We start from the raw sequence: 25331 nt of genomic DNA, 5'->3' as shown, positions 1-25331 counted from the left end.
CTCGGCGCCCCGCCCCCCGGGGCGTGGTCGGGTCCGCACGGTCCGGGTCGTGTGGGTATCGAGGATCGTCCCGTCGACCTCGACCCGGAGACCGCGTTCCTCGGTGGGCTCAGGCGTGTGCGACACGGTGGCCCCCTGGGGGTACGGGCAGGACGACGACGGTGATGTTGTCCCTGCCTCCCGCTTTCAGGGCGAGGTCGACGTAGGCACGGGCGGCCTCCAGGGGCGCGGCGCCCACCTCCGGCACGGCGTCGGCCAGGGCCTCGGCCTCGGCGTAGTAGTTCCAGAGACCGTCGCTGCACAGCAGGACGGTTCCGGGTCCGGTCGGGGTCACGGTCGAGATGTGCGCGTCGATCTCCCCGGAGTCCGCGCCCATCCAGGCGATGAGGGCGTGGGCGTTGGCCGAGCGCATGGCCTCCTCGCGGGAGAGCGCACCCATCTGCACCATCGCCTCGCTCCAGGAGTCGTCCCTGGTGAGCAGGGTCGACGTGCTGGATCCCGGCCCACCGGAGAGCCAGTAGGCGCGACTGTCGCCGACCCAGCCCACGGTCACCGAGCCGGTGCGCGGATCCGTCACCGCGCAGACGAAGGTGCACGCGGGGGCGGAGTCGGGCCCGTCGGCGATGGCCGCGACGGCCCGGGCCGCCCGGGTCATGGCCGCCCCGGTGGCCTCTCGGGCGCCGACCCCCTGGCGTAGGCGTTCGGCGAGGACGGTGGCGCCCGTCTCGGCGGTCACCCGGGAGGCCTCGTCGGAGCGGGGCGAGCTGGACACCCCGTCGCAGACCACCGCGACGACGGCGCCCGCCGCGTGGGGTGCGTCGTCCCCGAGCACACGGATGGCCATGGCGTCCTCGTTGCGTCGGTGGCGCAGGCCCCGATCGCTGACCCCGAAGGCCCGGCCGGCCCGCACCTCCACGTGGTCGCGGCCGGTCGGCTGGAGGAAACCGCACTCCTCGCAGTACCCGTCCGACACCCGTCCCGGGCACCACACGCACAGGCCCGGATCGTCCACGGCGACCGAGGTGCCGCCGACGGGCGGCGGCCACTCGGGGACGATCCCGGGCGACTCCGGCAGCGACACGATCTCCGGTATCACGGCGTCCCGGCGCAGGGGTTGGGTGACCTGGGCGTCGGTGTCGTCCCACTCGGACGCCCCGGAGCCCTCGGACGCTCGACCCACGTCGCCGGGACGGTCGGCCGGGGCGTGGGCCGTCGTCCACGGGCCGTCCGGGCGGACCCCGGACAGGCTCTCCTGGGGGGCGGTCGGTACCGCGTCGGGCGTCATCGCCTCGGCGGGCGGCGTCGGGGCACGGGCGGCCTCGGGCAGGTTCCGACCGCAGCCCTCACAGAAGGCGTCGCCCATCGCCACCGTGTCGGCACAGGCGGGACAGGTCCGGACCATCGTCATTGCCGTTCCTTCGATGCTCACAACAGGCTCACGGGTCGGAGGGTGTTCGCCTTGTCGATGAGCGCGTAGCGCTCCGGGACGCGGGCGGCCCGATGGGCCAGGGATCGGTAGCGTCGCTCCAGGTTGGAGCGCACGCCGTTCTCGGTGAACGCGTCCCCGAGGAGACGACCCCCCGGGGGCGGGGCACCGTCCGCCTGGAGCCATGCCAGTGCGGCCTCCAGGACCCGGGCGGCCAACCGGTCGGCGGACTCGCCGTCCGACCCGATCCGTTCGAGCCGTTCCCCGGCCCGGACGAAGTCCGAACCGTCCCCGTCGCCGCCGGCCAGCACGGCGATGAGCGCCGTCTGGGCGTGGACGTACATGCTGGACAGCTCGGGGACGGTGTCCAGGACACCGAGGGCGGCGGCCCGATCGTCCTGGGCGAGTCGGATCCGGGCCAGGCCGAAGGCCGCGCTGACGTAGGAGTGATCGGTGGCCCACACCGTGGCGTACTGCCGGGCCGCGACCTCGTGTTCGCCGGTGCGTTCACAGGCCAGGGCCAGCCCGAGCTTGGGCGCGGCCTCCCCGGGCAGGTGGTCGTACAACTCGTCGAAGTGGTCCCTGGCCTCACGGAAGCGGCCCGTGCTCAGCTCGGCGACGGCGAGGTACCACAGGGTGCGCCAGTCGCCGGGGACCACGGTGCTGAACCGCTGGAGCACGTCCAGGGACTCGTTGTAGCGACCGACGGTCATGAGCGCCCGGGCCAGCATGAGCAGGGTCTCCGGGGAGGGCGACCGCGCCCCCCGCAGGATCGGGATGAGCTCGGTCGGGGCCATGCCCACGTGATGGCGCAGGTGGGGGGCGGCGGGGTCGCACTGGTCGATGAGGGGCGCGGGCAGCAGCGCGGCGGCCTCGGTGGCGCCGGGCGGGGAGAGCACGCGTTCGGCGTCTTGGGCGCCCGAGTCGGGGACCCCGGTGAACGACTCGCCCCCGAAGAGGACGGACGCGGCCGGGTGCGGTGTCCCCTCGATCTCGGCGAGGACCTCGCGCAGGACACCCGTGAGCTGGTCGGCCATGTCCCCGGCGTCGTGGAAACGGGCTTCGGGGTCACGGTGGGTGGCACGGCGCAGGAGCCGGTCGTAGGACTCGAACCGCCGCAGCAGCGGCACCTCGTTCCGAGGCGGGAGGCTGTGCGGGTGCTCGCGGATGAAACCGAAGTGGAAGCTGAGGACCGCCAGGGTGCGCCCCACCGAGTACAGGTCGGCGCTGACGCCGGGGCCGGGTCCGCGCAGTTCGGCCTCGGGGACCCGGTAACCGGGGGTGGTGTACACCGGGCTGACGGCGTCGTCCATGCGCCGGACGCCGCCCAGGTCGATGAGCTTGATCAGCTCCTCGCTCTGGATCACGTTGTCCGGCTTGAAGTCGCAGTACAGCAGCCCTTTGGAGTGCAGGTAGCCGAGGGCGCGCAGACACTCCAGGCCGTAGGCGATGACCTGTTCGAGAGGCAGGACGTCCTCGCCGGAGCCCTGTTCACGCCGCGCGACGAGCAGCTCCCGCAGCGATCTGCCGCCCACGTACTCCATGACGATGTGACCGCCGGGGATGCCCGTGCGCGGGTCCGGGTGCTGGGAGAAGTTGATGATCTTGACGATGTTGGGGTGCTCGACCTCGGAGAGGAAGGCGCGTTCGGCCGCGGCCGCCTTGTGGGCCTCGGCGTCGCCGGCGTTGAGCAGGCCCTTCAGCACGACCCAGCGATCGTTGACGTTGCGGTCGCGCGCCAGGTAGATCCACCCCAGGCCGCCGTGTGCCAGGCAGCCGAGCACCTCGTACTGGCCACCGACCACGTCCCCCGCGACCAGCTTCGGGGTGAAGGAGAACCGGGTGCCGCACTGACGGCAGAACCCTTCGGTGCGCCCCGGTTGGTCGGCCCGTGCCCGGCCGACCCTCTCCGCGCAGTTGCCGCAGAACCGGTTCTTCTCCGACACGACCGGGTCGACGAGGATCGCCTCGGAGGGATTCCTCGTCGGCACCAGGGGGACCTGGACCAGGCCCGCCCCCAGCATGCCGCGCCGTGAACCGGAGCCGGAGGAACGTCCGCTGCGCGTCCCGCCGACGGAACCGGACACCCGCGTCTCGGACCCGGAACGGCCCGAGACGCGGGTGTCCCCGGAGCCGGCCGCGTGAGCGGAGGCCTCGTCGCGCCCGGCCTCACGGTCGGACGGAGCGGAGAGGGACCACGGTTCGGAGGGCAGCGACGAGGTCGGGGTGTTCCGGCGTCCGGGGGCGCCGGAGGGGTGGTTCCACGGACCCGCGCCCCAGGGACCCGAGCCCTGTGCGGGCACGGCGGTCGGCCGGGGGTCGGCCGCGGAGGGGGTTCCCACCGGGCCTCCCGGTGGGGCCTGCCCGCCCGGTGGGGCCGGCGCGGGGAACCGCGGCCCGGAGGGCGAAACCCCGCCCGGTCGAGGCCCCGAGGGGGCGCTCACGGGTCGTCGGCTCGGCGAAGCGGGGGGTCCGTCGTCCACGGGCTCGAGCCCGCACACACCGCAGAAGCCGTCCTCGATCAGCCCCTGACAGTCGGGGGAAGTGCACTCGCTCATCTCACACCACCATCGTTTTCGCCGTCTGACGCGCGCTCACCCGCTCTGGTTCTGTCCGCGGGGGTCACGGTCTCCGCGAGTTCCTGGAGCGTCCTCTGGTAGTCGGACAGTGCGATGGTGGCCGCCCGCAGGTCACAGGGGGCGTTCCACAGCTCCCAGTGCGCGCGACCGTGGGGTTCGACGAGTCGTTCGTGTTCGGCCAGGCCCAAGCGGACGGCCCGGGCACGGAAGGCGTCCAGGCGGCCGCGCAGCTCGGCGCGGCGGCGGAGCATCCCGTCGAGGTCGCGCTCGCGTTCGCGCGCGTCGTCCGCGGCTTCGTGCACGGCGTGTTGTAGCCGCCCCAGACGGGCGCCCAGGGCACGCCAGCGCCGTCGGGCGCGCAGGTCGTCCATCTCGGCGACGGCCGCGCGCAGTCCCGGCACGGGGTCGGGGACGTCGATCGCCACCGGTGAGGAGATCTTGGTCAGGACCCGGGTGCGCAACGCGTGGGCGCGCAGGATCCCCTGTTCGACGTCGTCGATGGCCGAACCGAGCCGGCCGACGCTCTCCTCGTAGGAGTCGCGCATGCGCAGGGCGTCCCGGAGTTCGCCCCGGGTGCGGTCCAGGACCTCACGGAGGCGGTCCATCGCGGAGGTGTCGACACCACCGTCGGTGACCAGGGCCAGCGGGTCGCGACGCACGGTCTCCCCGACCCGTTCCAGTTCGGCGCGCAGGTCCTCGTGCTCGTCCTCGGGGGCCTCGACCATGTCCGAGAGCGTGCCGACCTCCTGCCACATGGTCTCCAGTTCGCCGAGTCGGGGATGCAGAGCGTCCCAGGCGGTCTCCACCGCGGAGACGACCTCGGTGATCGCCTCGTAGTCGGCGGTCATCCTGGCGGTGGCCTCGGCCAGGTCGATGACCTCGGTGTCGTGGTCGAGGAGCCCGTGCTCGTGCGGGGGCGTCTCGTCCAAGGGCAGGACCAGACACGCGCCCATGAGCAGGTGGGTGAGCTCGGACTGGGGATCGACGCCCCCGGTCTCGCGCAGACGCCCGGCCCGAGCGACCACCGCCGCGAAGGCGGCGTGGACCCTCCAGAGTCGGTGGACGTGGCTGTCGGCGACCTCCCAGCGACGCCGGGTGCGGCCGGAGAGGTCGGCGCCGCACAACAGGCGATAGGCACCGTGGCGGTCGAGTCCGACGAGGTGGAGGGAGATCCGATCGGCCTCACCGCGGACGCGGTTGAGCGCGTGGTCGATCCCCTCCCAACTCATCGGCGGCATGCCGAACCCCGACTCGTGCGCCACGTGCCGCATCACCCCCACCGACCCACAGAGCACCGGTCACCGTATCGGTGCCTAGAACGAGTGTGGCGGCGGCCACCCTGAACCACAAGGGACTTCCCGCTTTACGGCCGTGTACGGCCACCGGTGCGACGCGGGTGTCACGCGGGTGCCACGCGAGGTGTCACAGGGGCCGGGGCGCGGGGGCCGTGGCGAGGACGTCCAGGACGAATCGGGCACGCTCGGCGACCGACGCCCGGGGCAGCAGGACCGTGGCGTAGCCGCACGAGGGGTAGGCGCGCCGCATCGCCTCGAAGGTGCGTTCGGCCTCCTCCGGCGACTGGTGCCGCTCGGTGTCGCCCGCGTAGATCTCCGGCCAGGGCGGGGCGAGGAAGACCCGGTGGTGGTAGCGGAACAGGCGGGCCGCCTCCCGCACGTGCGCGGGCACCTCCCGCCCCTGGTCGAGGAAGTAGCCGACCATGTCGGGTACCCCGCGGTCGCAGAACACGAGACCCCGCCGACCGGACGCCTCCCGATGGGAACGCATGTCCCAGGACAGCATCAGCTCCGCGAACAGGTCCGGGTCGCGCCGGTCCGGGACCGGGGCGCCGATCGCCCTCCGGTCGCGGATGATGGCCCGTCCGGCCTCCACCGTGCGTCCGTGGCCGAGCCCGGCGAGGTGGTCGATCAACGTCGTCTTGCCAGAACCGGGTCCTCCGGTGACGACGACGAGGTGGTCCATGGGGGTCCTTCCTGTGGATGCGGACACGACCGGTGCGCGGATCATCGCCGGCGCCCGGCCGGGCGTCGAACTCGGCGAAGTACTCCGGTGCCGCCGGCCGCGCACGGAGCCGGGCCATGGCGGTGTCGCCGTGATCGGGCCACACCACGTGGGTCGGGGAGAGCCGGATGCCGGGGTCCCCCACTCGATCCCCATGACGCGGGCCGTGTGGCCCCCGATGTCACAGAGGAGGAGGTCGGGTCGGTCGTTCTCCAAGAATGCCGGCGGCACGGGCAGGACGTGGCCCACGACGGGGACACCGACCTCGGCGATGTGGGCACGACGGGACATGACGACTTCCCCGGTGGCTGTTCACGGGGAGGACGAGGAGGCACCTCTCCCTTGGGAGGGACGGCGCGCGGCGTCGAGGACGCGGGCCCTGGCGGTGGTACGGCTGCCGCGAGGCCATGCGCCCACCGTCATCGACGTCCCGCACCACCGCCCGGGGTGGGGCGGGGCCGCCGTCGCCGTCCGGCGACCGGGTGCCCACCGTGCTCGGGCCTGGGCGCATCGGTGACGTCCGTAGGCGAGCGCCTCCGGGCGGGGAGACCCACCATGGGCTCGGTACCATTCCAGGGCCAGGCCCAGCCCCGCCTCATGCCCCGCGCTCCCCCGTGACATCCCCTGTGAGGTACCGTGCGCCCGCTCTCCCCCGACGACCCCTTCGAGGTCGGTGGTCACCGTCTGCTCCGACGCGTGGGCGCCGGCGGCATGGGCATCGTCTACCTGGCCCGACCCCCCGGTGGGGGCGAACCGTGCGCGCTCAAGGTCGTACGGCACGAATACGCCGACGACCCGGAGTTCCGCGCCCGCTTCGCCCGCGAGGTGCGGACGGCGCGCAGGGTCCAGGGACGGTTCACCGCTCGGGTCCTGGGTTCGGACGTGGACGGTTCCCGGGCCTGGCTGGCCACCGAGTACGTCGCCGGGCCCTCGCTCGAAGGGGCGGTGCGCCACCACGGTCCCTTCCCGGAGGACACGCTCGGCACGCTCGGGTCGGGTCTGGCGGAGGCCCTGACCGCCATCCACGGGGTCGGCCTGGTCCACCGCGACCTCAAGCCCTCCAACGTCCTCCTGGGCGAGGACGGCCCCAAGGTCATCGACTTCGGTGTGGCCAGAGCGGTCGAGGGCACCGTGTTGACGGTGGCGGGTCGGTCCCTGGGGTCCCCCGGTTACATGTCTCCGGAGCAGGTGCGCGGTGACGACGTGGGACCGGCCTCCGACGTGTTCTCTCTGGGCTGTGTGCTGGCCTACGCGGGCACCGGCCGGCCGCCGTTCGGCTCGGGTCCCGTCTCCGCGCTCCTGTTCCGGCTGGTCGCGGAGGAACCCGACCTGGACGGGATCCCCGGGTCCCTGCTGGACGTGGTCCGCGCGTGCTTGTCGAAGGACCCCGGGGACCGACCCACGGCGGCGGACCTGGTGTCGCGGTGGGGAGGGACCGGGGTCACCGAGATCCTGCCCCTGCCCGACACCGTGGCCACCGAGGTCCACCGCGCCCGGACCGCGTTGCTCCAGGTGTCCGAGGACTCCGCCGAGGACTCACCCGTGCCGGCGACCAGGGTCGAGGAGGACGAGTCCCCGCAGGACGCGCCGCCGGGGGGCCGGGAGACCCCCTCTCCCGGGAACGCCGCACCACGGACGGCGTCGGGCCCCGCCCTGGGCTCCAGTCGCCACCTGCCTCCCCCCTTCCCCGAGCACGACCGAACGAAGACCCCACTGATCGTCGCCATCACCGTGGTGGGCCTGGTGGCCTTGGTGGCCGGGTTGCTGACCCGGGAGGGGGACGGCCAGGACGAGGAACCCCCCGGCCCCTCCGCCGAGGGGCGGGTCGCCGAGGAGGGCGCGCCCGGGGCCACCCCGGTATCGCAGGGGTTCGCGGACCACATGTGCATGCGCGCGTGGGGTCCCTCCGACGTCGGCGGCGTCTGGTGGGCCGGCTCCGACCACCTGCTCGCCCTCACGGGCATCGGTCTCTCCCTGATCGACGTCGCCGAGCGCGTCGAGGTGGAGCGACTGTACGAGTCCCGGTGGTGCGTCGTCCAGGACTACGAGCGCCGGACCGTCGACGTCAGCGACGACGGTGCCGTCGCCGTGCTGCACTCCGAGGAGGATCGGGCCGTCCTCCGCTGGGACCTGGCGTCCGGTGAGGCCCTGCCGCCGATCGAACACGGCGATGTGAGGGCCGAGGTCGACCTGAGCGCCGACGGGTCGCGTCTGACCATGGACGGCGGGGAGTTGACCGTCCATGACTTCCGGAGTGGTGAGGAGGTCCACCGCGGCGAGGATCGGGGACGGATCTCCCACTCCCTCTCCGCGGACGGTTCCACACTCGCCGAACTGCGCGACACCGATCGCCACATCACCCTGGTCGACCTCGACTCGGGAGAGGACGGAGCCACCCTCGACCTGCCCCCGGAGACCGAACTCCGCCAGAGCGACCTCCTCACCCACGGCCCGGGGAACCTTCTGGCCTACGGAGGCGTCTCACACGTCCTGGTGTGGGACACCGCGACGACCGAGCTGATCGCCGAGTTCACCCCCGACCTGGCGCTGCGCAGTCCGAGGGGGCGGATGCCCGAGGCGATGGAGGACCTGCGGTTCGCCGACGCCACCACCCTGTCCGCCGCCTACGGGGCGCACGGGATGCACAGGGCCACCGTCATGCGCTGGGACCTGGACGGTCCCCGGGAGTTGGAGCCGATCACCGAGCACGCGGGGCTCTACGCCGCCTACGATCCGCTCGATCCCGACCGGATGGCCACCTTGGCCGCACCGGGTGAGAACGGCGGAGGCTACCAGGTCGCGCTGATCGAACTCGGTGGCTCCGACCGCCTTCCCGAGGAACCGGTCACCTGGATGGCCTGGGACTCGGACGCCACGGCCCCGACCGACTGAGGAGACCGTGCGAAATGGAGAACACATGTCGGGTCTGACCCCGGACGATCCCCGCGAGATCGCCGGCCACACGGTCATCGAACGCCTGGGCGAGGGTGGGATGGGCGTGGTCTACCTCGCCCGTTCCCCGGAGGGCGTGCCCACCGCACTCAAGGTCATCCGGCCGGCCTTCGCCGAGGACCCCGACTTCCGTGCGCGCTTCGCGCGCGAGGTCGCCCTGGCCCGGCGCGTGCAGGGGTCCTTCACCGCCCGTGTACTGGGCGCCGATGCCTCCGGGCCCACGCTCTGGCTGGCCACCGAGCACATCCGTGGGCAGGGGCTGGACCAGGTCGTCCGGGAGAACGGCCCCCTGCCCGAGGCGAGTCTGCGCGCCCTCGCCACCGGGATGACCGAGGCCCTCCGCGGCATCCACGGAGCGGGTCTGGTCCACCGTGACCTGAAACCGTCGAACGTGCTCGTGGCGCAGGACGGCCCCCGGGTGATCGACTTCGGTATCGCCCGGGCGGTCGACGACACGGCGCTCACCCTGACGGGTCAGGTCGTGGGCACCCCCGGCTACCTCGCGCCCGAACTCGTGCGCGGCCGTGCGGTCGCCGCCTCCGCGGACGTCTTCGCCCTGGGCGGCGTGCTGGCCTTCGCGGCGACCGGACGTCAGCCCTTCGGCACGGGAGAGCCGGTGACGGTGCTCTTCCGGGTCGTGTCCGACGCACCGGACCTCGACGGCGTGCCCGACACCCTGGTACCGCTGATCGCCCGGTGCCTGGACAAGGAACCCGACCGGCGCCCGTCCCTGGACGACCTGCGCGCCGCGCTCCTCGGGGAGGACCGCACGGCCGAGGCCGAGGTCCGACCGCGGAGCTGGATCCCCGCCGCGGTGGCGGCGGAACTCGACAGGCTCCAACCCCTCCCACCTCGGAGCACCGATGCCCCGGTGTCCGCGCCCCCCGGGACCGGACGTGCTTCTGGAGACGGGGGCGACGGCGCGGACCGGGAGACCGGAACACCGCACGACCCAGGAGTGGCCCGGGTGCACCCGGAGATCCCGGCGCGGCCCCCCACGAAGCGGCGTCGCACGAGGCCGGGTCTGCACATGCTCGCGGGCGTTCTCGCCGTGGTGGTCTTCGCCGTGGTCGTGTCCCGGCTCCCCGGCCCCTCCTCCGACGAACCCGCGCAGGTCGCCGACGCGGAGCGGGCGGACACCTCGTCGCCGTCGGACACGGCGTCGCAGAATGGGGACGACGGCACGGGGACCGCCCGTGTCGAAGGCTGCCCCGCGGCGGGACCGGACCAGGCCTTCGCGGTCTCCCTCGCCCCCGACGGGGTCACCGTGTTGGCGCTGTCCGGGTTCGGCCTGTCCGCCTTCGACCTCGACGAAGGTGTGGAGGCGAAGCGGCTACGGTCGATGACGTGCGGGGACGCCAACAGTGTCCTCGACATGACGGCCAATCGCGACGGTGAGGCCGTCGCCCTCTCCGACCACGGTGACCTCACCCTGTGGTCGTCGGTGGAACGTGAGGGCCGGACGGTCCTGAGCCTCTCTGACCTGTACCTGTCGCGCGCGATCGATCCCCATCCGCAGAGCATCGCGCTCAGTGGCGACGGTCGGGTCGTGGCGGGGGGGGGGGNNGGGGGTGGGGGCCACCGACGAACTGTGGTTGCGTGCCACGGACGGTGGCACCCGGATGGAACCGCCGGAGGCCGGGGACGTCGCCGCCGTGGCCCTCGACACCGAGGGCGACCGTGTGGTCGTGCAGGGGCGGGACGGCGTGCTGTCGGTGTGGGACGTGGAGTCCGGTGAGCGGGAGCGCACGCTCGGATCCCCCGAGGGCGCCGTCGCCGACGGGGTGCGGGAGATGGTGCTCACCGAGGAGGGGACCCTGTTCCACGCGGGACAGGACGCGATCACGATGTGGGACACCGACACGGGCCGACGGACCGGCGCCATCGACCTCCCCGGGCCGGGCCCGGCGACCGGGTTGTGGGTCTCGGAGGAGGGGGACCGGGTCGCCGCGTCGACCGACGACCACTCCGTCTTCACCGTGTGGGACGCGGTGACCGGAGCGGTGCGCTGGAGCGCTCCACAGGGCACCCTGCGGGGCCCCGCCGTTCCCCTGGCCGAGGGAGGCGCCGTCGGCTTCGTTGCGGCGGACACCGACGGCCCTGCCGGTCTGGTCTTGGCCCGGATCGGCGAGGAAGGCGACGTGACGCCGCTGTCCTGGCGCTGAGACGATCCCGACCGGCGCGGGGCCCTCTCCACCCGCCGCCGACAGCGTCAGCGCGCTCAGGGCGGCACCCGGCCGACGCCGCTCCTCCCCCACCGACCCGGGGAGACCGCGTTCCGGGTGGCCGGGCCCCTCGACCGCGCCGCGACGCGTCGTCCGCGAGGACGAACGGGACACGGCCGGGCCGGTCGCCCCGGATCACCGGGCGACCGGCCCGGCCCCTTTCCGATCGGCGAGGATCGACCTCGCGGCCCCTACGGGGTGTCGGTGCCCTCGGGCGGCTCCTTGGGCGCGCGGTGCCTGCCCGAACGACGCGCGGCGGCCTCGTCCTCCGTGAGACCGGAGTCGGTGGCACCGCCCTCGGACCGCGGATCGCCCCGGTAACCGGCGCTGTAGCCGCCCGCGTACCCCTCGTCGAAGGCGTTCACGTCACGACCGCCCTCCTCCTCGGTGGAGTCGTCGAGCAGGTCGCCGCCCCGGGTCGCCGTGGTCTCCCCCGTGTCGGAGGCAGCGGCCTCGGTGCTCGCGCCGGGCCCTTCGGAGTCCGCCGACGCACCGGTGGCGCCCTTGAGACGGAAGCCCGCGACCACCATCGAGACACCGAACACGATCGCGTAGATACCGATCACGACGATCACCGCCACGGCGCTCAACCCGGGCCACAACCACAGCAGCAGACCGAAGATCACCGACAGCGCGCCGGCGAAGATCAGCAGCCACTCCGAGGTGATGCGCGCCCGCAGGCGCACCGCGGTGACGATCTCGGCGACACCGGTCACGATCGCCCACGCCCCGATCAGGAAGATCAGAGCGACCACGGCGACCGCAGGCCAGATCAGGGCGGCCAACCCCAACACGATGCCGAGCACCGACTGGATCACCAGCGGCGTTCGGGTGCCGGAGGACGCTCGGTAGGCGGCGAACGCCAGGGAGACACCGTCGACCAGCGCGAACGCACCGAAGACGATGGCCAGGGCCACGGTGGTGAACCCCGGCCAGATGAGCGCCACCAGACCGAAGAGCACCGCCGCGGCGCCGCGTACGACCAAGACCCACCAGTTCCGGCTCAGCTCACCGAGCGTGTCACCGGCCATTGCGTACCGGACCATAGCCGGCCCCCTCCCTCGTGCGGTCCCACGCGGTGCGGGACCGCCCTAGTGCAACTTCCCTCAACGTCGCACACCGATGACAGAAAGTACGCAAAATACATGGAAAGGGAGGTTCTACTCCGGTCCGTCGTCACGGAGCGGACATGAGAACGCCCGCCCTCGTCCGAGACGTGGGCGGGCGGTCGAGGCGCTCCTGGTCCGACCTAACCCTGGGACGGGTGGCGGCGCTCGGCGGAGCCGATGTAGTGCTGACGCGGGCGCGCGATCCGGAAGGCCGGGTCGTGCAGCTGCTCGCGGTAGTGGGCGACCCAGCCGGGCAGACGGCCGATGGCGAACAACACGGTGAACATGTTGGTCGGGAAGCCCATGGTGCGGTAGATGACGCCGGTGTAGAAGTCGACGTTCGGGTACAGCTTGCGCTCGGTGAAGTAGGAGTCCTCCAGCGCGGCGGCCTCGAGCTTGAGGGCCAGCGCGAAGAGCTCGTCCGGGTTCTCGTCCCGGTCCAGGATCTGGCTGGCCAGAACCTTGATCTCCTTGCTGCGCGGGTCGAAGTTCTTGTAGACCCGGTGGCCGAAGCCCATGAGGCGGACCTCGCGGGACTTGACCTTCTCCAGGAAGTCCTCGATGGAGATGCCCGAGTCGCGGATCTCCTCCAGCATCTCCAGCACGGCCTGGTTGGCGCCGCCGTGGGAGGGGCCGGACAGGGCGTTGATGCCGGAGGCGACGCTGGCGAAGATGTCGGCCTGGGAGGAACCGACGACGCGCACGGTGGCGGTGGAGCAGTTCAGCTCGTGGTCGGCGTGCAGCACCAGCAGCATGCCGACGGCCTTGTTGAACAGGTCGCCCAGCTCACCGGTGGGGGCGTTGTCGCCGAAGGTCATCCGGATGAAGTTGTCGACGTAGTCGAGCGAGTCGTCCGGGTCGATCGGGGTCTCGCCGATCGAGTTGCGGTAGATGCGGGACGCGATCGTCGGCAGCTTGGCCATCAGCCGGATCGTGGCGAGCTCCACCTGCTCCTCGTCGCCCGGGTCCGCGCTGTCGGCGTAGTAGGCGGCGAGGGTGTTCACGGCGCTGGCCATCAGTGCCATGGGGTGGCCGTTGCGGGGCATCGCGTCGATGAACGCGCCCATCTCGGCCGGGATGTCGGCGTTGTCGCGCAGCTTGTCGGAGAACTCCTTCAGCTGGCCGGGCTCCGGCAGCTCCCCGTAGATCACGAGGTAGGCGGTCTCGAGGAAGGTGCTGTGGACGGCGAGGTCCTCGATCGGGTAACCGCGGTAACGCAGGATCCCGGCGGCGCCGTCGATGTAGGTGATCTTCGAGCTACACGAAGCGGTATTGCCGAACCCCGGGTCCAGGGTCGTCATACCGGTCGACCCCAGCAGGGTCTTCAGCTCGACGGTGTTCTCACCCTCGGTACCGGTGAAAACCGGCAGCTTCAGCACGCCGCCCTCGTAGTGGAGCTCCACCGTGCGCTCTTTGTCATCGCTCATGCCCGAGGTCAACCTTTCCAGGCGGGGGATACGTGAGGTGCGTCGAACGCAGGGCGATCCGCCACCACGTTCTTGATTCACTCGTTATTGTTCTGTTTTGTTAAACGTAGGTTAAGCAAAATCATATAAGTTTCACCGATTCACGAACAGGTGACATGCAACACACACCCAGACCTGCTCAGAATTACCGTTGGGTGAAGATTTACAAACTTTGCCGACCGTCGATAACAGCGTGATCGCCCTGAGACCCCCACGGTGGCGGCGGGGTTCTCCCGACCACCCTCCACGGGCCTCCTGGACCGGTCCCCTGGGCACCACGAAACCCTCCCGAACCCACCCCGACCGGGCGTCCTTCACAGATCTGGACAAACCCGCTCAGAGCTCGATGCGGTCAGGTGTTCGAACGCGCCCTAGTGGCCTGAGATCAGGGTACCTTCGCCCTGATCACAAGGGTTGACGCGGGGTGCCTCCGGCTCGGTGATCTTGGCCTCTGCCACCCGCCCCGGGGGCTCCGACCACCCTTCGGGACCCCTGTTCCTACCCGTGCGAGGGCACGGGCATGTGCTCCGAGCACGAGAGTTCACAGACGCTCCGGGAGCGCCTCGCGGAACCACGGAGAACGACCCGCTCACAGGCCCGAGAAGGTCCCGAAGCGCGGGGTCGATCGATCCGGAACAAGGGACGGAAGTCCACAATGGGTGACCGTCATTCACCCGGGGTAAACAACGCGAACGATATTGCGGGAAAAGCGACGGCCCCACGGGAACCACTCCCGCGGAGCCGGGTCCGGCGTTCGCCGAACCGCGCACTAACCCTCGTCCACGCCGCCCGCGAGCAGCGGTTCCATCACCAGGGACGGGTGGTCGCGCTCGATGACCTTGAGCCGCCACTTGTTGTGCACCAGCACCAGGAGCTCGTCGTCGGAACGGCGACGCAGCACCTCCGCGCCGGAGAGCGCGTGCAGGGTCGGCGCGGACTCGGCGTCGGTCCGTCGGGCCACGGAGTACTCCAGCGGCGAGGCCTCGATGGGGCTCCGGAACTCCTGCTCCATCCGGTGCTTGACCACGTCGAACTGCAGCGGTCCCACCGCCGCCAGCACCGGCGCCTGCTCACCGCGCACGTCCGAGGTGAGCACCTGCACCACGCCCTCGGCGTCGAGCTGGGCGATCCCCCGCTGGAACTGCTTGTACTTGCCGGCGTCCACGGCCCGCGCGACGACGAAGTGCTCCGGCGCGAAGCTGGGGATCGGCGGGAAGAACACCTTGGGGCCGTCGTAGAGGGTGTCCCCCACCGACAGGGCCTGCGCGTTGACCAGGGCGATCACGTCACCCGGGTAGGCGGTGTCGATGGTCGAGCGGTCCGAACCGAACACCGCCTGGGTGTACTTGGTGGCGAACGGGCGACCGGTGGCCGCGTGGGTGAGCACCATGCCGCGGTCGAACCGGCCCGAGCTGACCCGGAGGAACGCCATCCGGTCCCGGTGGTTCTTGTCCATGTTGGCCTGCATCTTGAAGACCTGGCCGGAGAAGGGCCGCTCCACCGGACGCGGCCGGTCCTGGTCGTCGACCTTGGCCGCGGGGGCCGGGGCCAGGCCCACGACCGCCTCCAGCAGCTGCCCGACCCCGAAGTTGGACAGGGCCGCGCCGAACAGCACCGGGGAGGACTCCCCCGCCATGAAGGACGCGTGGTCGAAGTCGGCGCCCAGCGCCTCCAGGAGTTCGATCTCCTCGCGGGCCTGCACCCAGGCGTCCTGCTCGGCCTCGGCGGCCCGGTCGGCGTCCAGGACCTCCTCGATGGCCTTCTGGGCCCCACCGGGGGTCCGGGTCATCTTGGTGTAGGTGTCCGAGGTGCGGTCGATGAGCCCGCGGAAGTCGCCGGCGATCCCGACCGGCCAGTTCAGCGGGGTGGGCCGCAGACCGATGCGCTGCTCGATCTCGTCGAGGAGTTCGAGGGGTTCGCGGCCGGGACGGTCCCACTTGTTGACGAACGTGATGACCGGCATCTTGCGGGCGCGGCACACGTCGAAGAGCTTGAGGGTCTGCGGCTCCAGGCCCTTGGCCGAGTCCAGCAGCATGATGGCGCAGTCGACCGCGGAGAGCACCCGGTAGGTGTCCTCGGAGAAGTCGGCGTGGCCGGGGGTGTCCAGGAGGTTGAGGACACGGCCCTCGTAGTCGATGCGCAGGGCCGCGGAGGTGATGGAGATCCCCCGGTCCTGCTCCATGTCCATCCAGTCGGAGGTGACGCCCTTGCGGTCGCCCTTGCCGTGCACGGCTCCGGCGGAGGAGATGGCGGCGGCGTGCAGCGCCAAGGCCTCGGTGAGCGTCGACTTACCGGCGTCGGGGTGGGAGATGACCGCGAAGGTCCGCCGCCGCTCCGCCTCGTGTGCGACCTCGGACTCCTGCTTGGTCGCGCCCTCCGTGTCCACGCTCATCTCCGTCGTCGCCCCGCCTCGTGTGATCTCCCGGTTTTCGGCCCCGTACAGCCTACGCGCGCGCGGACGTGCGGACGACAGGGATCGGAGAAGGAGCCGCCCCGCGCCCCTCCGGAACCCCACGACACGGCGAGCACCCGCGGGACCCCGGGTCGTGGGGAACACGACCCGCCGGTGCCCGAAGCCGTGCTCTTGCGGTGCCGACGCCCACCGAACACCCCTACTGGCGCGGGGCCCGCGGGTCCGCCGCCCCCGGGTCGCGGGGAGCCGTGTCCCATCGAGGCCTCCACCGGCGCTTGGGCCCCACGAACCCACCGGCTCCTCTAGGGCCGGTCCCGAGCGGCCTCGACCACCCGACGCCCCAGTTCGGCCGGGTCGGTGTCCCCGGGGTACACGGCCACCAGGATCCGCCCCGCCGCCGGGGCCGTCTCCGGGGCACCGGACAGCGAGCCGGACAGGGAACGCACACGCTCCATGGCCTCGTCGAACCGCCGCCACACGCCGTCCGCCTCCGGGTCGCGCAGCCATCCGCGCAGAACGTGGTTGTGCGCGGCGATGACGGCGGAGGCCACCACCTCCACCTCCAGCGAGGGGCGTCCTCCGCCGGTGCGTTCGGCCAGGTGGTGGCTGAAGGCCGCCTGGTAGCGGGCGGTCATGGCCACCTCGCGGTCCCGTAGCCGGGGGTGCGCGCGGACCAGCCGGTAGCGGGGCATGGTGATCTCCGGGTCACGCACGTACCCCTGGAAGACCAGGCGGGCGGCGGACAGCACGGTGTCCGTCGGCGACCCGGGAGAGGCGTCCATGAAGCGCACCACCGTCGTGAACAGCGCGTCGTGTTCGGCGAAGAGGATGTCCTCCTTGGAACCGAATCGGCGGAAGAGGCTGCGCCGGCTCACCCCCGTGGCGTCCGCGATCCCCGCCATCGTGGTCGCGTCGTACCCGGCCTCGGTGAACAGGCGCACCGCCGCCAGGACCACCGCGCGGGTCTCGCCCTCGTTGCGTTCGACCATCGTCCGTCTCCTCCCCCGTCGCGGTGCCGAGGCCGCTGACCGGCCCACCCGCCGGGCCGGTGTACTTCACCGCCTCGACCCCCTACTCTGGCACTGAATGCCATACATCGGCACCTAGTGCCAGACACCGGGGAAGAACATGAGCGACTTCGACCTGTTCAAGACCAGCGAGGAGCACGAGGAGCTGCGCGAGGCGGTGCGTTCCGTCGCGGAGGACAAGATCGCTCCGCACGCCGCCGAGGTGGACGAGAAGTCGGCCTTCCCTCAGGACGCCCTCGACGCGCTGACCGCGACGGACTTCCACGCGGCGCACATCCCCGAGGAGTACGACGGTGTCGGCGCCGATGCCCTGGCGACCTGCGTCATCATCGAGGAGGTCGCCCGCGTGTGCGCCTCCTCCTCGCTGATCCCCGCGGTGAACAAGCTCGGCACCATGCCGCTGATCCTGGGCGCCTCCGAGGACGTCAAGCGGCGCTACCTGACCCCCGTGGCCCGCGGCGAGGCGATGTTCTCCTACGGCCTGTCCGAGCGCGAGGCCGGTTCCGACACCGCCTCGATGCGCAGCCAGGCCACCCCGAAGGGCGACGACTGGGTCCTCAACGGCCAGAAGTCGTGGATCACCAACGCCGGGATCAGCGAGTACTACACGGTGCTCGCCGTCACCGACCCCGAGGGCCCGCGGGGACGGAACATCTCCGCGTTCGTCGTGCACGCCGACGACGCCGGTCTCACCCTGGGCGAGCCCGAGCGCAAGCTCGGCATCAAGGGCTCCCCCACCCGCGAGCTGTTCTTCGACGACCTGCACCTCCCCGGTGACCGCATCGTCGGCGCTCCGGGCGAGGGCCTGAAGATCGCCCTGCGCACCCTGGACCACACGCGCGTCACCATCGGCGCACAGGCCGTCGGTATCGCCCAGGGCGCCCTGGACCACGCCGTGGCCTACGTCAAGGAGCGCAAGCAGTTCGGCAAGGCCATCGCCGACTTCCAAGGCATCCAGTTCATGCTCGCCGACATGGCCATGAAGCTGGAGACCGCGCGCCAGATGGTCTACGTGGCCGCCGCCAAGTCCGAGCGGGGCGACGACGACCTGCCCTTCTACGGCGCGGCCGCCAAGTGCTACGCCTCCGACGCCGCCATGGAGATCACCACCGACGCCGTGCAGCTGCTGGGCGGCGCCGGTTACGTGAAGGACTTCCCGCTGGAGCGCATGATGCGCGACGCGAAGATCACCCAGATCTACGAGGGCACGAACCAGATCCAGCGCATGGTCATGGCCCGGCAGCTGCTGAAGTAGACCCGGTCCCACGACGAGGCCCCGCCCCACGCCCGGCTTCCCACGGAGACCGAGAGCGCGGCGGGGCCTCGTCTCACACCGGGGGCGCGCCGGCGGGTCGGACCGCCGACGGCACCGTGTTCCGTCGACGCTCCGTCCGGGGCCTCGGGTGTGCCACGGCCGTCAGATGACCGCCTCGCGGACGAACTTGGCGAACGGGACCGGGTCCCGGCCCAGGGCGCGGCGCACGTCCTCGGTGACCACGGCGGCCCGGCCGTTGGCGATCGCGCGGAAACGCTCGTTGAGGGTGTCCACGTAGCGTTCGGACCACCCCATGTTCGTGGCGCGGAAGTAGAAGCCCGCCTCGTCGAGCTTCTTGTACCGCCACACCGGGCTCTCGGTGCCCTTGGTCTGCTTCACCACCTCGCGGAAGGTGATCGGGGCGGGACCGGTGAGCGTGTACTCGCGTTCGTGGTGCTCGTCCCTGGTGAGAGCCGCCACCACCGTGTAGGCGACGTCGGCGGCGTCCACGAAGCTCACCGCGGCGCGCTTGGGCAGCGGCAGCTCCAGCCGCCCGTTACGGGAGCGGGCCAGCCGCGCGAACAGGCCCTCGGTGAAGTCCTGGTCCAGCCAGTTGGGGCGCACGATGGTCCAGCGGTCGAACAGGTCACGGACCCGGGACTCCAGGACCCGCTGCTCGGAGTCGGGCGGTCCGTCCTCCGCGCCCATGGCCGTGGTCAGCACCGCGGTGCCCACACCCGCCTCGGCCGCCTGCTGGAGGAAGGCCCCCGCCCTCTCGCTCAGACCGCCGGCCATCGGGACCGTCACGAACAGACTCTCCACACCCTCCAGCGCGGGTTTCCAGCTCGCGGTGTCCGTCCAGTCGAGGCGTACCTCCCCGTCCCTGGAGGCCCCCACGGCGGGCAGGCCGCGTCTGCGCAGCTCGGTCAGGACACGTCGACCCAGCTGTCCGCCGGCGCCGGTGACCAATGTGCTCATCGGGTGTTCCCCCAGGTTCACGCGCGGGTGCTCCGCCTGTTGACGCTACCTAGTCGCGGGTGCGGAACGGGCGTGAAACGACGTGACCGGTGGGATTCATGTACCGCTTCGTGTCCGGGAGAGGCCCTCGACCACCAGGATGAGCACGACACCGCAGGCGGCCAGCCCCAGGTTGGCCAGGATCGCGTTCTCGCGAAGACCCGGTACGTGGTCCACGACCAGGCGGTCGAAGGAGTTGAGCACGACGCCGAGGATCGGTTGGGTCCAGAGGTGGTCGATGGTCCCGCTGATCCCCATGGCGGTGAGCAGGGCGCCCACGCCCTGGAGTGTGCTGCGCATGGCCCGAACCTAGGCGTGGGCGCCCCACCGCGGGATCGGGCGGAGGCATCGCGCCGGCGAACCAAGGTCTCCCTCCGTGACCTGGGACGTTCGACCAAAGTATGGTTCCGCCCGCCATCGGTACCGAGTGCGCCCCGGATGCCCCCGCTCGCGACCGCGCGCTCGTAGACTCCGGATCGATGAACGACACGACCTCGCCCCCGCAGTGGCACCGGCGCAGCGCGCGCGACTGGGTCGTGGACTCCTTGATGTTCCTGGTGGCCCTGGGCTTCGGGCTGATCGGCGCGATGACGCTGCCCGGCGATCCGCCGCCGCCTCCGGTCCCGGAACCGTTCAGGGTCGCCGACCAGGTCATCGCCCTCCTCGGCTGCGTGGCCCTGTGGTGGCGGCGCCGCCGGCCGGTACCGATCGCGGTGGTGCTCGCGCTGCTGACGGCGTTCTTCTCGCTGGTCGGCGGCGCGATGCTCGTCGCCCTGTTCTCGCTGTGCGTGCACCGACCGCCCAAGGTGTGGCTGCCGGTGCTCGGTCTGAGCTTCGTGGCCGCCTTCGTCCACACGTCGATCAGCCCCGACGAGCACGCTCCCTTCTTCTTGATGCTGCTCCTGAACGCGGTCATGCTGGGCGCGGTGGCCGGCTGGGGCATCTCGGTGCGGAACCGGCGTCAGCTGTTCGCGTCGCTGCGCGAGCGGGCCGTGCACGCCGAGGCCGAGGCCCAGCTCCGCGCGGAGCACGCCCAGCACCAGGTGCGCGAGTCCATCGCCCGCGAGATCCACGACGTCCTCGGGCACCGGCTGTCCCTGCTCAGCGTGCACGCCGGGGCCCTGGAGTACCGCCCGGACGCGCCGGCCGAGCAGGTCGCCCGTTCGGCCAAGGTCATCCGGGAGAGCGCCCACCAGGCGTTGCAGGACCTGCGCGAGGTGATCGGCGTGCTGCGCGCGCCCGTGGGCGAACTGCCCCAGCCCACCCTGGCGGACCTGACGCAGCTGGTGGAGGAGGCCCGCGACGCCGGGGTGGAGGTGGAGTTCGTGAACGACCACACGGGCGAGGTCCCCGAACGCACCGGGCGCACCGCCTACCGGATCGTCCAGGAGGCGCTCACCAACGCCCGCAAACACGCGCCGGGGGCCGACACCTCCGTGCGGATCTCGGGCACGGCGGAGGAGGGATCGACCGTGGAGGTGGTCAACGGGCCGCCCGCGAGCGACGCCGAGACCGGCGGCACCGCGGGAGCCGGCTCGGGCCAGGGTCTGGTGGGTCTGGCCGAACGGGTCTCGTTGGCGTCGGGGCGGCTCGACTACGGTCCGACCGAGGGTGGTGGCTGGCGCCTCACCGCGTGGCTACCGTGGTCCGCATGAGCGAACGGGACGACGAGCGACGGATCGGCGTGGTGATCGTCGACGACGACGCCCTGGTGCGGGTCGGTCTGGTCATGATGATGGGCGGCGCCCCCGACATCCGTGTGCTGGCGGAGGCCGAGGACGGCAGCCGGGTGCTGGACCTGGTCGACGAACACGCCCCCGACGTGGTGCTCATGGACATCCGCATGCCCACGGTGGACGGGTTGACCGCGACCGAGCGGCTGCGGGCGTTGCCGGACGCGCCGGAGGTCCTGGTGCTCACCACCTTCGACGCCGACGAACACGTGTTGAGGGCTCTGCGGGCCGGGGCGGCCGGGTTCCTGCTCAAGGACACCCCGCCCGAGGAGATCGTGGAGTCGGTCCGCCGGGTGGCACGCGGCGTCCCGGTGCTCTCCCCCGCCGTGACGCGTCGGCTCATGCACCGTGTGGCCCAAGGCGACCACAGCGCGCGTGCGGACCGCGCGCGGAGCCGCCTGGCCGCGCTCAACGCCCGGGAGACCGACGTGGCGGTGGCGGTGGGCGAGGGCCGGTCCAACGCCGACATCGCCGCACGTCTCTTCCTGAGCGTGCCGACCGTGAAGACCCACGTGTCGAGCGTCCTCACCAAGCTGGGACTGAACAACCGCGTACAGATCGCGCTCCTGGTGCACGACGCCGAGTTGCTCGACTCCGACCGCGACTGAGTCGGACACACCGTGGGGACGGCGGTCCTTCGCCGGCCCCCCACCCCCGGAATCATACTTTGGGTGACAGGTCGGTCACCGAGGGAGCCGGGGGTAGTTCATGGGTGGGCGCGACGACGGGGACGTGTACACGGAACGGCTGATGCGCCACGGTGCGCCCAAGGCCGACTTCCCCGAACGGGGCACCGAGGCCAGGGTGGCGTACCAGCTGGTGCACGACGAACTCATGCTCGACGGGGTCTCCCGCATGAACCTGGCGACGTTCTGCACCACGTGGACCGAGCCCGAGGTGCACCGCCTCATGGACGAGTCGATCGGCAAGAACATGATCGACAAGGACGAGTACCCGCAGACCGCCGAACTGGAACGGCGCTGCGTGCGGATGCTCGCCGACCTGTGGCACGCCCCCGACCCCGGCGGCACCATGGGGACCTCCACCACGGGCTCCAGCGAGGCCGCCATGCTCGGCGGGTTGGCCGCCAAGTTCGCCTGGCGTCGGCGACGGGAGGCCGAGGGCGGGGCCACCGACCGGCCCAACCTCGTCTGCGGTCCCGTCCAGGTGTGCTGGGAGAAGTTCGCCCGCTACTTCGACGTGGAACTGCGCCGGGTCCCCTTGCGCGGCGGCGCCTACGTCATGACGCCGGACGACATCGACCGGTACTGCGACGAGAACACCATCATGGTGGTCTGCAACTTCGGGCAGACCTTCACCGGTCTGTTCGAGGACGTGAGCGGGGTCGCCGCCGCGCTCGACCGGTTCGAGGAACGGACCGGCCACGACATCCGCCTGCACGTGGACGCGGCCGACGGCGGCTTCCTGGCCCCGTTCGTCAGCCCCGACCTCGTGTGGGACTTCCGCCTGCCCCGGGTGCGGTCGATCAACGCCTCCGGCCACAAGAGCGGGCTGGCCCCGCTCGGCTCGGGTTGGGCGATCTGGCGGGAGGAACGGGACCTGCCCGAGGACCTGATCTTCTGGGTCGACTACCTGGGCGGCGACGAGGCGACGTTCAACCTGAACTTCTCCCGCCCCGGCGGCCCCGTGGTCGCCCAGTACTACGACTTCGTCCGGCTCGGCCGCGAGGGCTACCGAAGGATCCACTCGGCCAAGTACGGGACCGCCCGTCATCTGGCCGACCGTATCGCCGCGATGGGCCCGTTCGAGATCATCCACGGTGGTCACCCGGAGCGCGGCGTCTGCGCGGTGGCCTGGCGGATGGTGGGCGACGAACCGTTCACCCTCTACGACCTCGCCGACCGTCTGCGCACGCGGGGATGGTTGGTGCCCGCCTACCCGTTGCCCGCCGACCGTCAGGACGAGGTCATCCAGCGGGTCCTGGTCCGGCACGGTTTCAGCCACGACATGTCCGACCTGTTCCTGGAGGACCTGCGGCGCAGCATCGAGCACCTGCGGCGGCACCCGCCCTCGCCCCCGCTGGACCGCGGGGAGGGCGGCGGCTTCAACCACGGTGCCCGCTCCGACCCCCCGGCGACCGTTCCCACCCCGCGCGCCGCGGGCGGGGAACCGCGGTGAGTCGCGGCGGTGCCGTGCCCGTGCACGGCCCGGGGAGCGGCGGGGGCACGGTCATGGCGGCCGCGGGCCACGCGACGCTCTGAGTGGCCGGGAGGGGCGCCTGGAAGGGCCCGGCGGGGCCGAGGGTCGTCCCCGCGCGGGGACGGCTCAGTCCGCGGGGTCGAAGGACTCGGCGATGCGGTCGAGGAGCGCGCGGTTCACGGCCTGGTCCTCACCGCTCACCAGGAACAGCGCGTAGCCCTTGTTCTCCGTGTGGAAGCCGCGGTTGATGGCGTGCATGTCCCCGTCGCGGAAGGTGAACTCCCAGTCCGCGGCGCTGACGTAGTCGTCGGCCCAGGCGTCGTCCACGTCCTCGATGCCGATGAGCGCGTAGCCGCTGAAGTTCCGGCTGCCGGTCGGTTCGAAGTCGCGCCAGTCGTCGCCGGCGTCGGGGTTGGGGCTGTCGGTCTGGTCGACCAGCAGGTATCCGCCGTCGGGGTTGCGGAAGTAGACCATGTGACCCTGGCGGTCCAGGTCCCAGTCCTCGGGGACGTCGACGGCGAACCCACTGGAGTCCTCGTGGCGGGTGAGGAAGTCCCAGTCGTCCTCGGCCTCGTCGTCGGCGTCCTCCTCCGCGGATTCGGCGTCGGTCTCCGCGTCGTCGGCCGCGTCCTCGTCCTCACCGTCGTCACCACCGCCGACGGAGGCCTCGTCGACCCCCTCGGTGCCGGAGGGCTCCGTCGCGGAACCGCCGGCGGGCGCCGCGACCTCCCCCGGCCGGTTCGCGCTGACGTAGACGGTGGTGATCCCCGCCCCCAGCACGAGGACCAACGCGACCGCCATGATCACGAGCGAACGTGTGCGGGACCGGTCCCGGCGCGTGCGTCGGGCGGTGGGCGGCGGAGCGGCGGCGGCCCGGGCGGGCCCGGTGGCGTCGGCCGCGGGCGGCGCGGACTCGGCGGCGCCGACCGCCCGATCCACCGTGCCCTCTCCGGTCACCGGGCTCCACTCCGGTTCCTGGTCGGCGGTGGCCGGCTCCAGGGGCGCGTCGTCCGCCGGCAGGGCCGGGGCCACCATGGTGGTGACCGGCGGCGCGGCGGGCTCGGTGTCGCGGACCTCGCGCAACAGGGTGCGGACCTCGGAGATCGACGGACGGTCCTCGGGCCGCTTCTCGCACAGCGCCTCCAGGATCGGACGGAGCGCGCCCGCGTTGGGGGTCTCCGGCAGGTCCTGGGTGACGATGGCCGTCAACGTGGCCATCGGGGTGGGGCGGTCGAAGGGCAGGGCGCCCTCCACCGCCTGGTAGAGCGTGATGCCCAGGGCCCACAGGTCGGAGGCGGGGGTGGCCGCGCGACCGTGCGCGATCTCCGGCGCCAGGTAGCTCGGCGATCCGATGAGCAGGCCGGTACTGGTCAGGTGGGTGGAGCCGTCCAGGTGGGCGATGCCGAAGTCGGTGAGGACGGCCCGGTCGTTGCCGGCGATGAGCACGTTGCCGGGCTTGATGTCGCGGTGCACGATGCCGTGGCCGTGCGCCTCGGTGAGACCGGCGGCCATCTGCTCACCGATGTTCGCGGCACGGCGGATCGGGACGGCCCCCTCGTCCCGGATCACGTCGCCCAGGGACGGACCGTCGACGAGTTCCATGACGATCCACGGGCGGCCGTCCTCCTCGGCCACGTCGAACACCGTGATGATGGTCGGGTGGCTGAGCTTGGCGGCGCTGCGCGCCTCGCGGATCATGCGGGTCCGCAGGACCTCGACCTCGTGCGCGGGCAGGTGGGGCGGGGTGGTCAGCTCCTTGACCGCGACCGGACGGTCCAGCAGGGTGTCGGTCCCGCGCCAGACGCGTCCCATGCCCCCGGCTCCGATGGTCTCGTCCAGGCGGTAGCGGTTGACCAGGACACGGCCGGGCTCGGCTGCGGAACTGTTCATGTGTCGCAATCCTCGGGAGGGCCCGTCGGGGACGGGCAGGTGCGTGGACGGGGGTGTGG

At 71.9% G+C, this 25331-nt stretch carries 18 protein-coding genes; 7 read left to right on the top strand and 11 right to left on the bottom strand.

Annotated features, from left to right (window positions below):
- Positions 1 to 109 precede the first annotated feature (109 nt).
- The 4 genes from DSY14_RS21920 to DSY14_RS21905 all read right to left on the bottom strand — a co-directional run bounded on the left by DSY14_RS21920 (position 110) and on the right by DSY14_RS21905 (position 5985).
- On the bottom strand, positions 110 to 1408 hold the full coding sequence (locus DSY14_RS21920; RefSeq protein WP_211718500.1) for a PP2C family serine/threonine-protein phosphatase: 1299 nt from the start codon (positions 1406 to 1408) through the stop codon (positions 110 to 112).
- Between the two features lie 17 nt (positions 1409 to 1425).
- Complete coding sequence (locus DSY14_RS21915; protein ID WP_211718499.1) at positions 1426 to 3984, bottom strand: serine/threonine-protein kinase; 2559 nt, start codon at positions 3982 to 3984, stop codon at positions 1426 to 1428.
- Entirely contained in the window at positions 3981 to 5234 is a 1254-nt protein-coding gene (locus DSY14_RS21910) for a hypothetical protein (protein WP_211718501.1), read from the bottom strand. The genes DSY14_RS21915 and DSY14_RS21910 overlap by 4 nt, the downstream gene beginning before the upstream one ends.
- A gap of 193 nt (positions 5235 to 5427) precedes the next feature.
- Positions 5428 to 5985, bottom strand: coding sequence for an AAA family ATPase (locus DSY14_RS21905; protein ID WP_211718498.1), 558 nt, complete (start codon positions 5983 to 5985; stop codon positions 5428 to 5430).
- A 675-nt stretch (positions 5986 to 6660) separates the two neighbouring features.
- On the opposite strand from DSY14_RS21905, the gene DSY14_RS21900 reads away from it, so the two are divergent.
- From DSY14_RS21900 to DSY14_RS21890, 3 genes are all read left to right on the top strand, one after another.
- Positions 6661 to 8916, top strand: a complete 2256-nt coding sequence (locus tag DSY14_RS21900; RefSeq protein WP_211718497.1) for a WD40 repeat domain-containing serine/threonine protein kinase — start codon at positions 6661 to 6663, stop codon at positions 8914 to 8916.
- Between the two features lie 25 nt (positions 8917 to 8941).
- A complete protein-coding gene (locus DSY14_RS21895; protein ID WP_211718496.1) occupies positions 8942 to 10714 on the top strand; it encodes a serine/threonine-protein kinase in 1773 nt (590 codons plus the stop codon).
- The gene (locus tag DSY14_RS21890) at positions 10632 to 11141 is read left to right on the top strand and encodes a PQQ-binding-like beta-propeller repeat protein (protein ID WP_211718495.1); all 510 of its coding nucleotides are present in this window, start codon (positions 10632 to 10634) and stop codon (positions 11139 to 11141) included. Before DSY14_RS21895 ends, DSY14_RS21890 begins: the two co-directional genes overlap by 83 nt.
- Before the next feature lie 251 nt (positions 11142 to 11392).
- Here DSY14_RS21890 and DSY14_RS21885 read toward each other — a convergent pair whose 3' ends face one another.
- The 4 genes from DSY14_RS21885 to DSY14_RS21870 form a co-directional block, all read right to left on the bottom strand.
- Positions 11393 to 12247, bottom strand: coding sequence for an HdeD family acid-resistance protein (locus tag DSY14_RS21885; RefSeq protein WP_211718494.1), 855 nt, complete (start codon positions 12245 to 12247; stop codon positions 11393 to 11395).
- A gap of 203 nt (positions 12248 to 12450) precedes the next feature.
- Positions 12451 to 13737, bottom strand: coding sequence for a citrate synthase (locus DSY14_RS21880; RefSeq protein ID WP_211718493.1), 1287 nt, complete (start codon positions 13735 to 13737; stop codon positions 12451 to 12453).
- Between the two features lie 808 nt (positions 13738 to 14545).
- Positions 14546 to 16168, bottom strand: a complete 1623-nt coding sequence (locus DSY14_RS21875) for a peptide chain release factor 3 (RefSeq protein WP_211718492.1) — start codon at positions 16166 to 16168, stop codon at positions 14546 to 14548.
- A gap of 323 nt (positions 16169 to 16491) precedes the next feature.
- Positions 16492 to 17178: a TetR/AcrR family transcriptional regulator gene (locus DSY14_RS21870; RefSeq protein WP_211718491.1), complete on the bottom strand. Its 687-nt coding sequence runs from the start codon at positions 17176 to 17178 to the stop codon at positions 16492 to 16494.
- A 139-nt stretch (positions 17179 to 17317) separates the two neighbouring features.
- On the opposite strand from DSY14_RS21870, the gene DSY14_RS21865 reads away from it, so the two are divergent.
- Positions 17318 to 18472, top strand: a complete 1155-nt coding sequence (locus DSY14_RS21865; RefSeq protein ID WP_211718490.1) for an acyl-CoA dehydrogenase family protein — start codon at positions 17318 to 17320, stop codon at positions 18470 to 18472.
- Between the two features lie 162 nt (positions 18473 to 18634).
- Here DSY14_RS21865 and DSY14_RS21860 read toward each other — a convergent pair whose 3' ends face one another.
- Positions 18635 to 19450, bottom strand: coding sequence for an NAD(P)H-binding protein (locus DSY14_RS21860; RefSeq protein WP_211718489.1), 816 nt, complete (start codon positions 19448 to 19450; stop codon positions 18635 to 18637).
- Positions 19451 to 19546: 96 nt separating this feature from the next.
- A complete protein-coding gene (locus tag DSY14_RS21855; RefSeq protein WP_211718488.1) occupies positions 19547 to 19789 on the bottom strand; it encodes a hypothetical protein in 243 nt (80 codons plus the stop codon).
- Positions 19790 to 19968: 179 nt separating this feature from the next.
- Here DSY14_RS21855 and DSY14_RS21850 point away from each other — a divergent pair, with 179 nt between their 5' ends.
- The 3 genes from DSY14_RS21850 (at position 19969) to DSY14_RS21840 (ending at position 23361) form a co-directional block, all read left to right on the top strand.
- A complete protein-coding gene (locus tag DSY14_RS21850) occupies positions 19969 to 21144 on the top strand; it encodes a histidine kinase (protein WP_211718487.1) in 1176 nt (391 codons plus the stop codon).
- Positions 21141 to 21830, top strand: a complete 690-nt coding sequence (locus tag DSY14_RS21845) for a response regulator transcription factor (protein WP_211718486.1) — start codon at positions 21141 to 21143, stop codon at positions 21828 to 21830. The genes DSY14_RS21850 and DSY14_RS21845 overlap by 4 nt, the downstream gene beginning before the upstream one ends.
- Before the next feature lie 100 nt (positions 21831 to 21930).
- Positions 21931 to 23361, top strand: a complete 1431-nt coding sequence (locus tag DSY14_RS21840) for a glutamate decarboxylase (RefSeq protein WP_211718485.1) — start codon at positions 21931 to 21933, stop codon at positions 23359 to 23361.
- 147 nt (positions 23362 to 23508) lie between these two features.
- Here the strand turns inward: DSY14_RS21840 and DSY14_RS21835 are convergent, their stop codons facing one another.
- On the bottom strand, positions 23509 to 25272 hold the full coding sequence (locus DSY14_RS21835) for a serine/threonine-protein kinase (protein WP_211718484.1): 1764 nt from the start codon (positions 25270 to 25272) through the stop codon (positions 23509 to 23511).
- Positions 25273 to 25331 lie beyond the last annotated feature (59 nt).

The sequence above is a fragment of the Nocardiopsis sp. MG754419 genome (genome assembly GCF_018207095.1).
Classification (GTDB): Bacteria; Actinomycetota; Actinomycetes; order Streptosporangiales; family Streptosporangiaceae; genus Nocardiopsis.
This window is presented reverse-complemented; position numbering and strand designations above follow the sequence as displayed.

Coding starts and splice junctions, on each gene's coding strand:
- DSY14_RS21920 (WP_211718500.1), bottom strand. CDS start 1,408: ATGACGATGGTCCGGACCTGTCCCGCCTGTGCCGACACGGTGGCGATG.
- DSY14_RS21880 (WP_211718493.1), bottom strand. CDS start 13,737: ATGAGCGATGACAAAGAGCGCACGGTGGAGCTCCACTACGAGGGCGGC.
- DSY14_RS21845 (WP_211718486.1), top strand. CDS start 21,141: ATGAGCGAACGGGACGACGAGCGACGGATCGGCGTGGTGATCGTCGAC.
- DSY14_RS21860 (WP_211718489.1), bottom strand. CDS start 19,450: ATGAGCACATTGGTCACCGGCGCCGGCGGACAGCTGGGTCGACGTGTC.
- DSY14_RS21875 (WP_211718492.1), bottom strand. CDS start 16,168: ATGAGCGTGGACACGGAGGGCGCGACCAAGCAGGAGTCCGAGGTCGCA.
- DSY14_RS21835 (WP_211718484.1), bottom strand. CDS start 25,272: ATGAACAGTTCCGCAGCCGAGCCCGGCCGTGTCCTGGTCAACCGCTAC.
- DSY14_RS21885 (WP_211718494.1), bottom strand. CDS start 12,247: ATGGTCCGGTACGCAATGGCCGGTGACACGCTCGGTGAGCTGAGCCGG.
- DSY14_RS21870 (WP_211718491.1), bottom strand. CDS start 17,178: ATGGTCGAACGCAACGAGGGCGAGACCCGCGCGGTGGTCCTGGCGGCG.
- DSY14_RS21910 (WP_211718501.1), bottom strand. CDS start 5,234: ATGAGTTGGGAGGGGATCGACCACGCGCTCAACCGCGTCCGCGGTGAG.
- DSY14_RS21915 (WP_211718499.1), bottom strand. CDS start 3,984: ATGAGCGAGTGCACTTCCCCCGACTGTCAGGGGCTGATCGAGGACGGC.
- DSY14_RS21855 (WP_211718488.1), bottom strand. CDS start 19,789: ATGCGCAGCACACTCCAGGGCGTGGGCGCCCTGCTCACCGCCATGGGG.
- DSY14_RS21850 (WP_211718487.1), top strand. CDS start 19,969: ATGAACGACACGACCTCGCCCCCGCAGTGGCACCGGCGCAGCGCGCGC.
- DSY14_RS21905 (WP_211718498.1), bottom strand. CDS start 5,985: ATGGACCACCTCGTCGTCGTCACCGGAGGACCCGGTTCTGGCAAGACG.
- DSY14_RS21865 (WP_211718490.1), top strand. CDS start 17,318: ATGAGCGACTTCGACCTGTTCAAGACCAGCGAGGAGCACGAGGAGCTG.
- DSY14_RS21840 (WP_211718485.1), top strand. CDS start 21,931: ATGGGTGGGCGCGACGACGGGGACGTGTACACGGAACGGCTGATGCGC.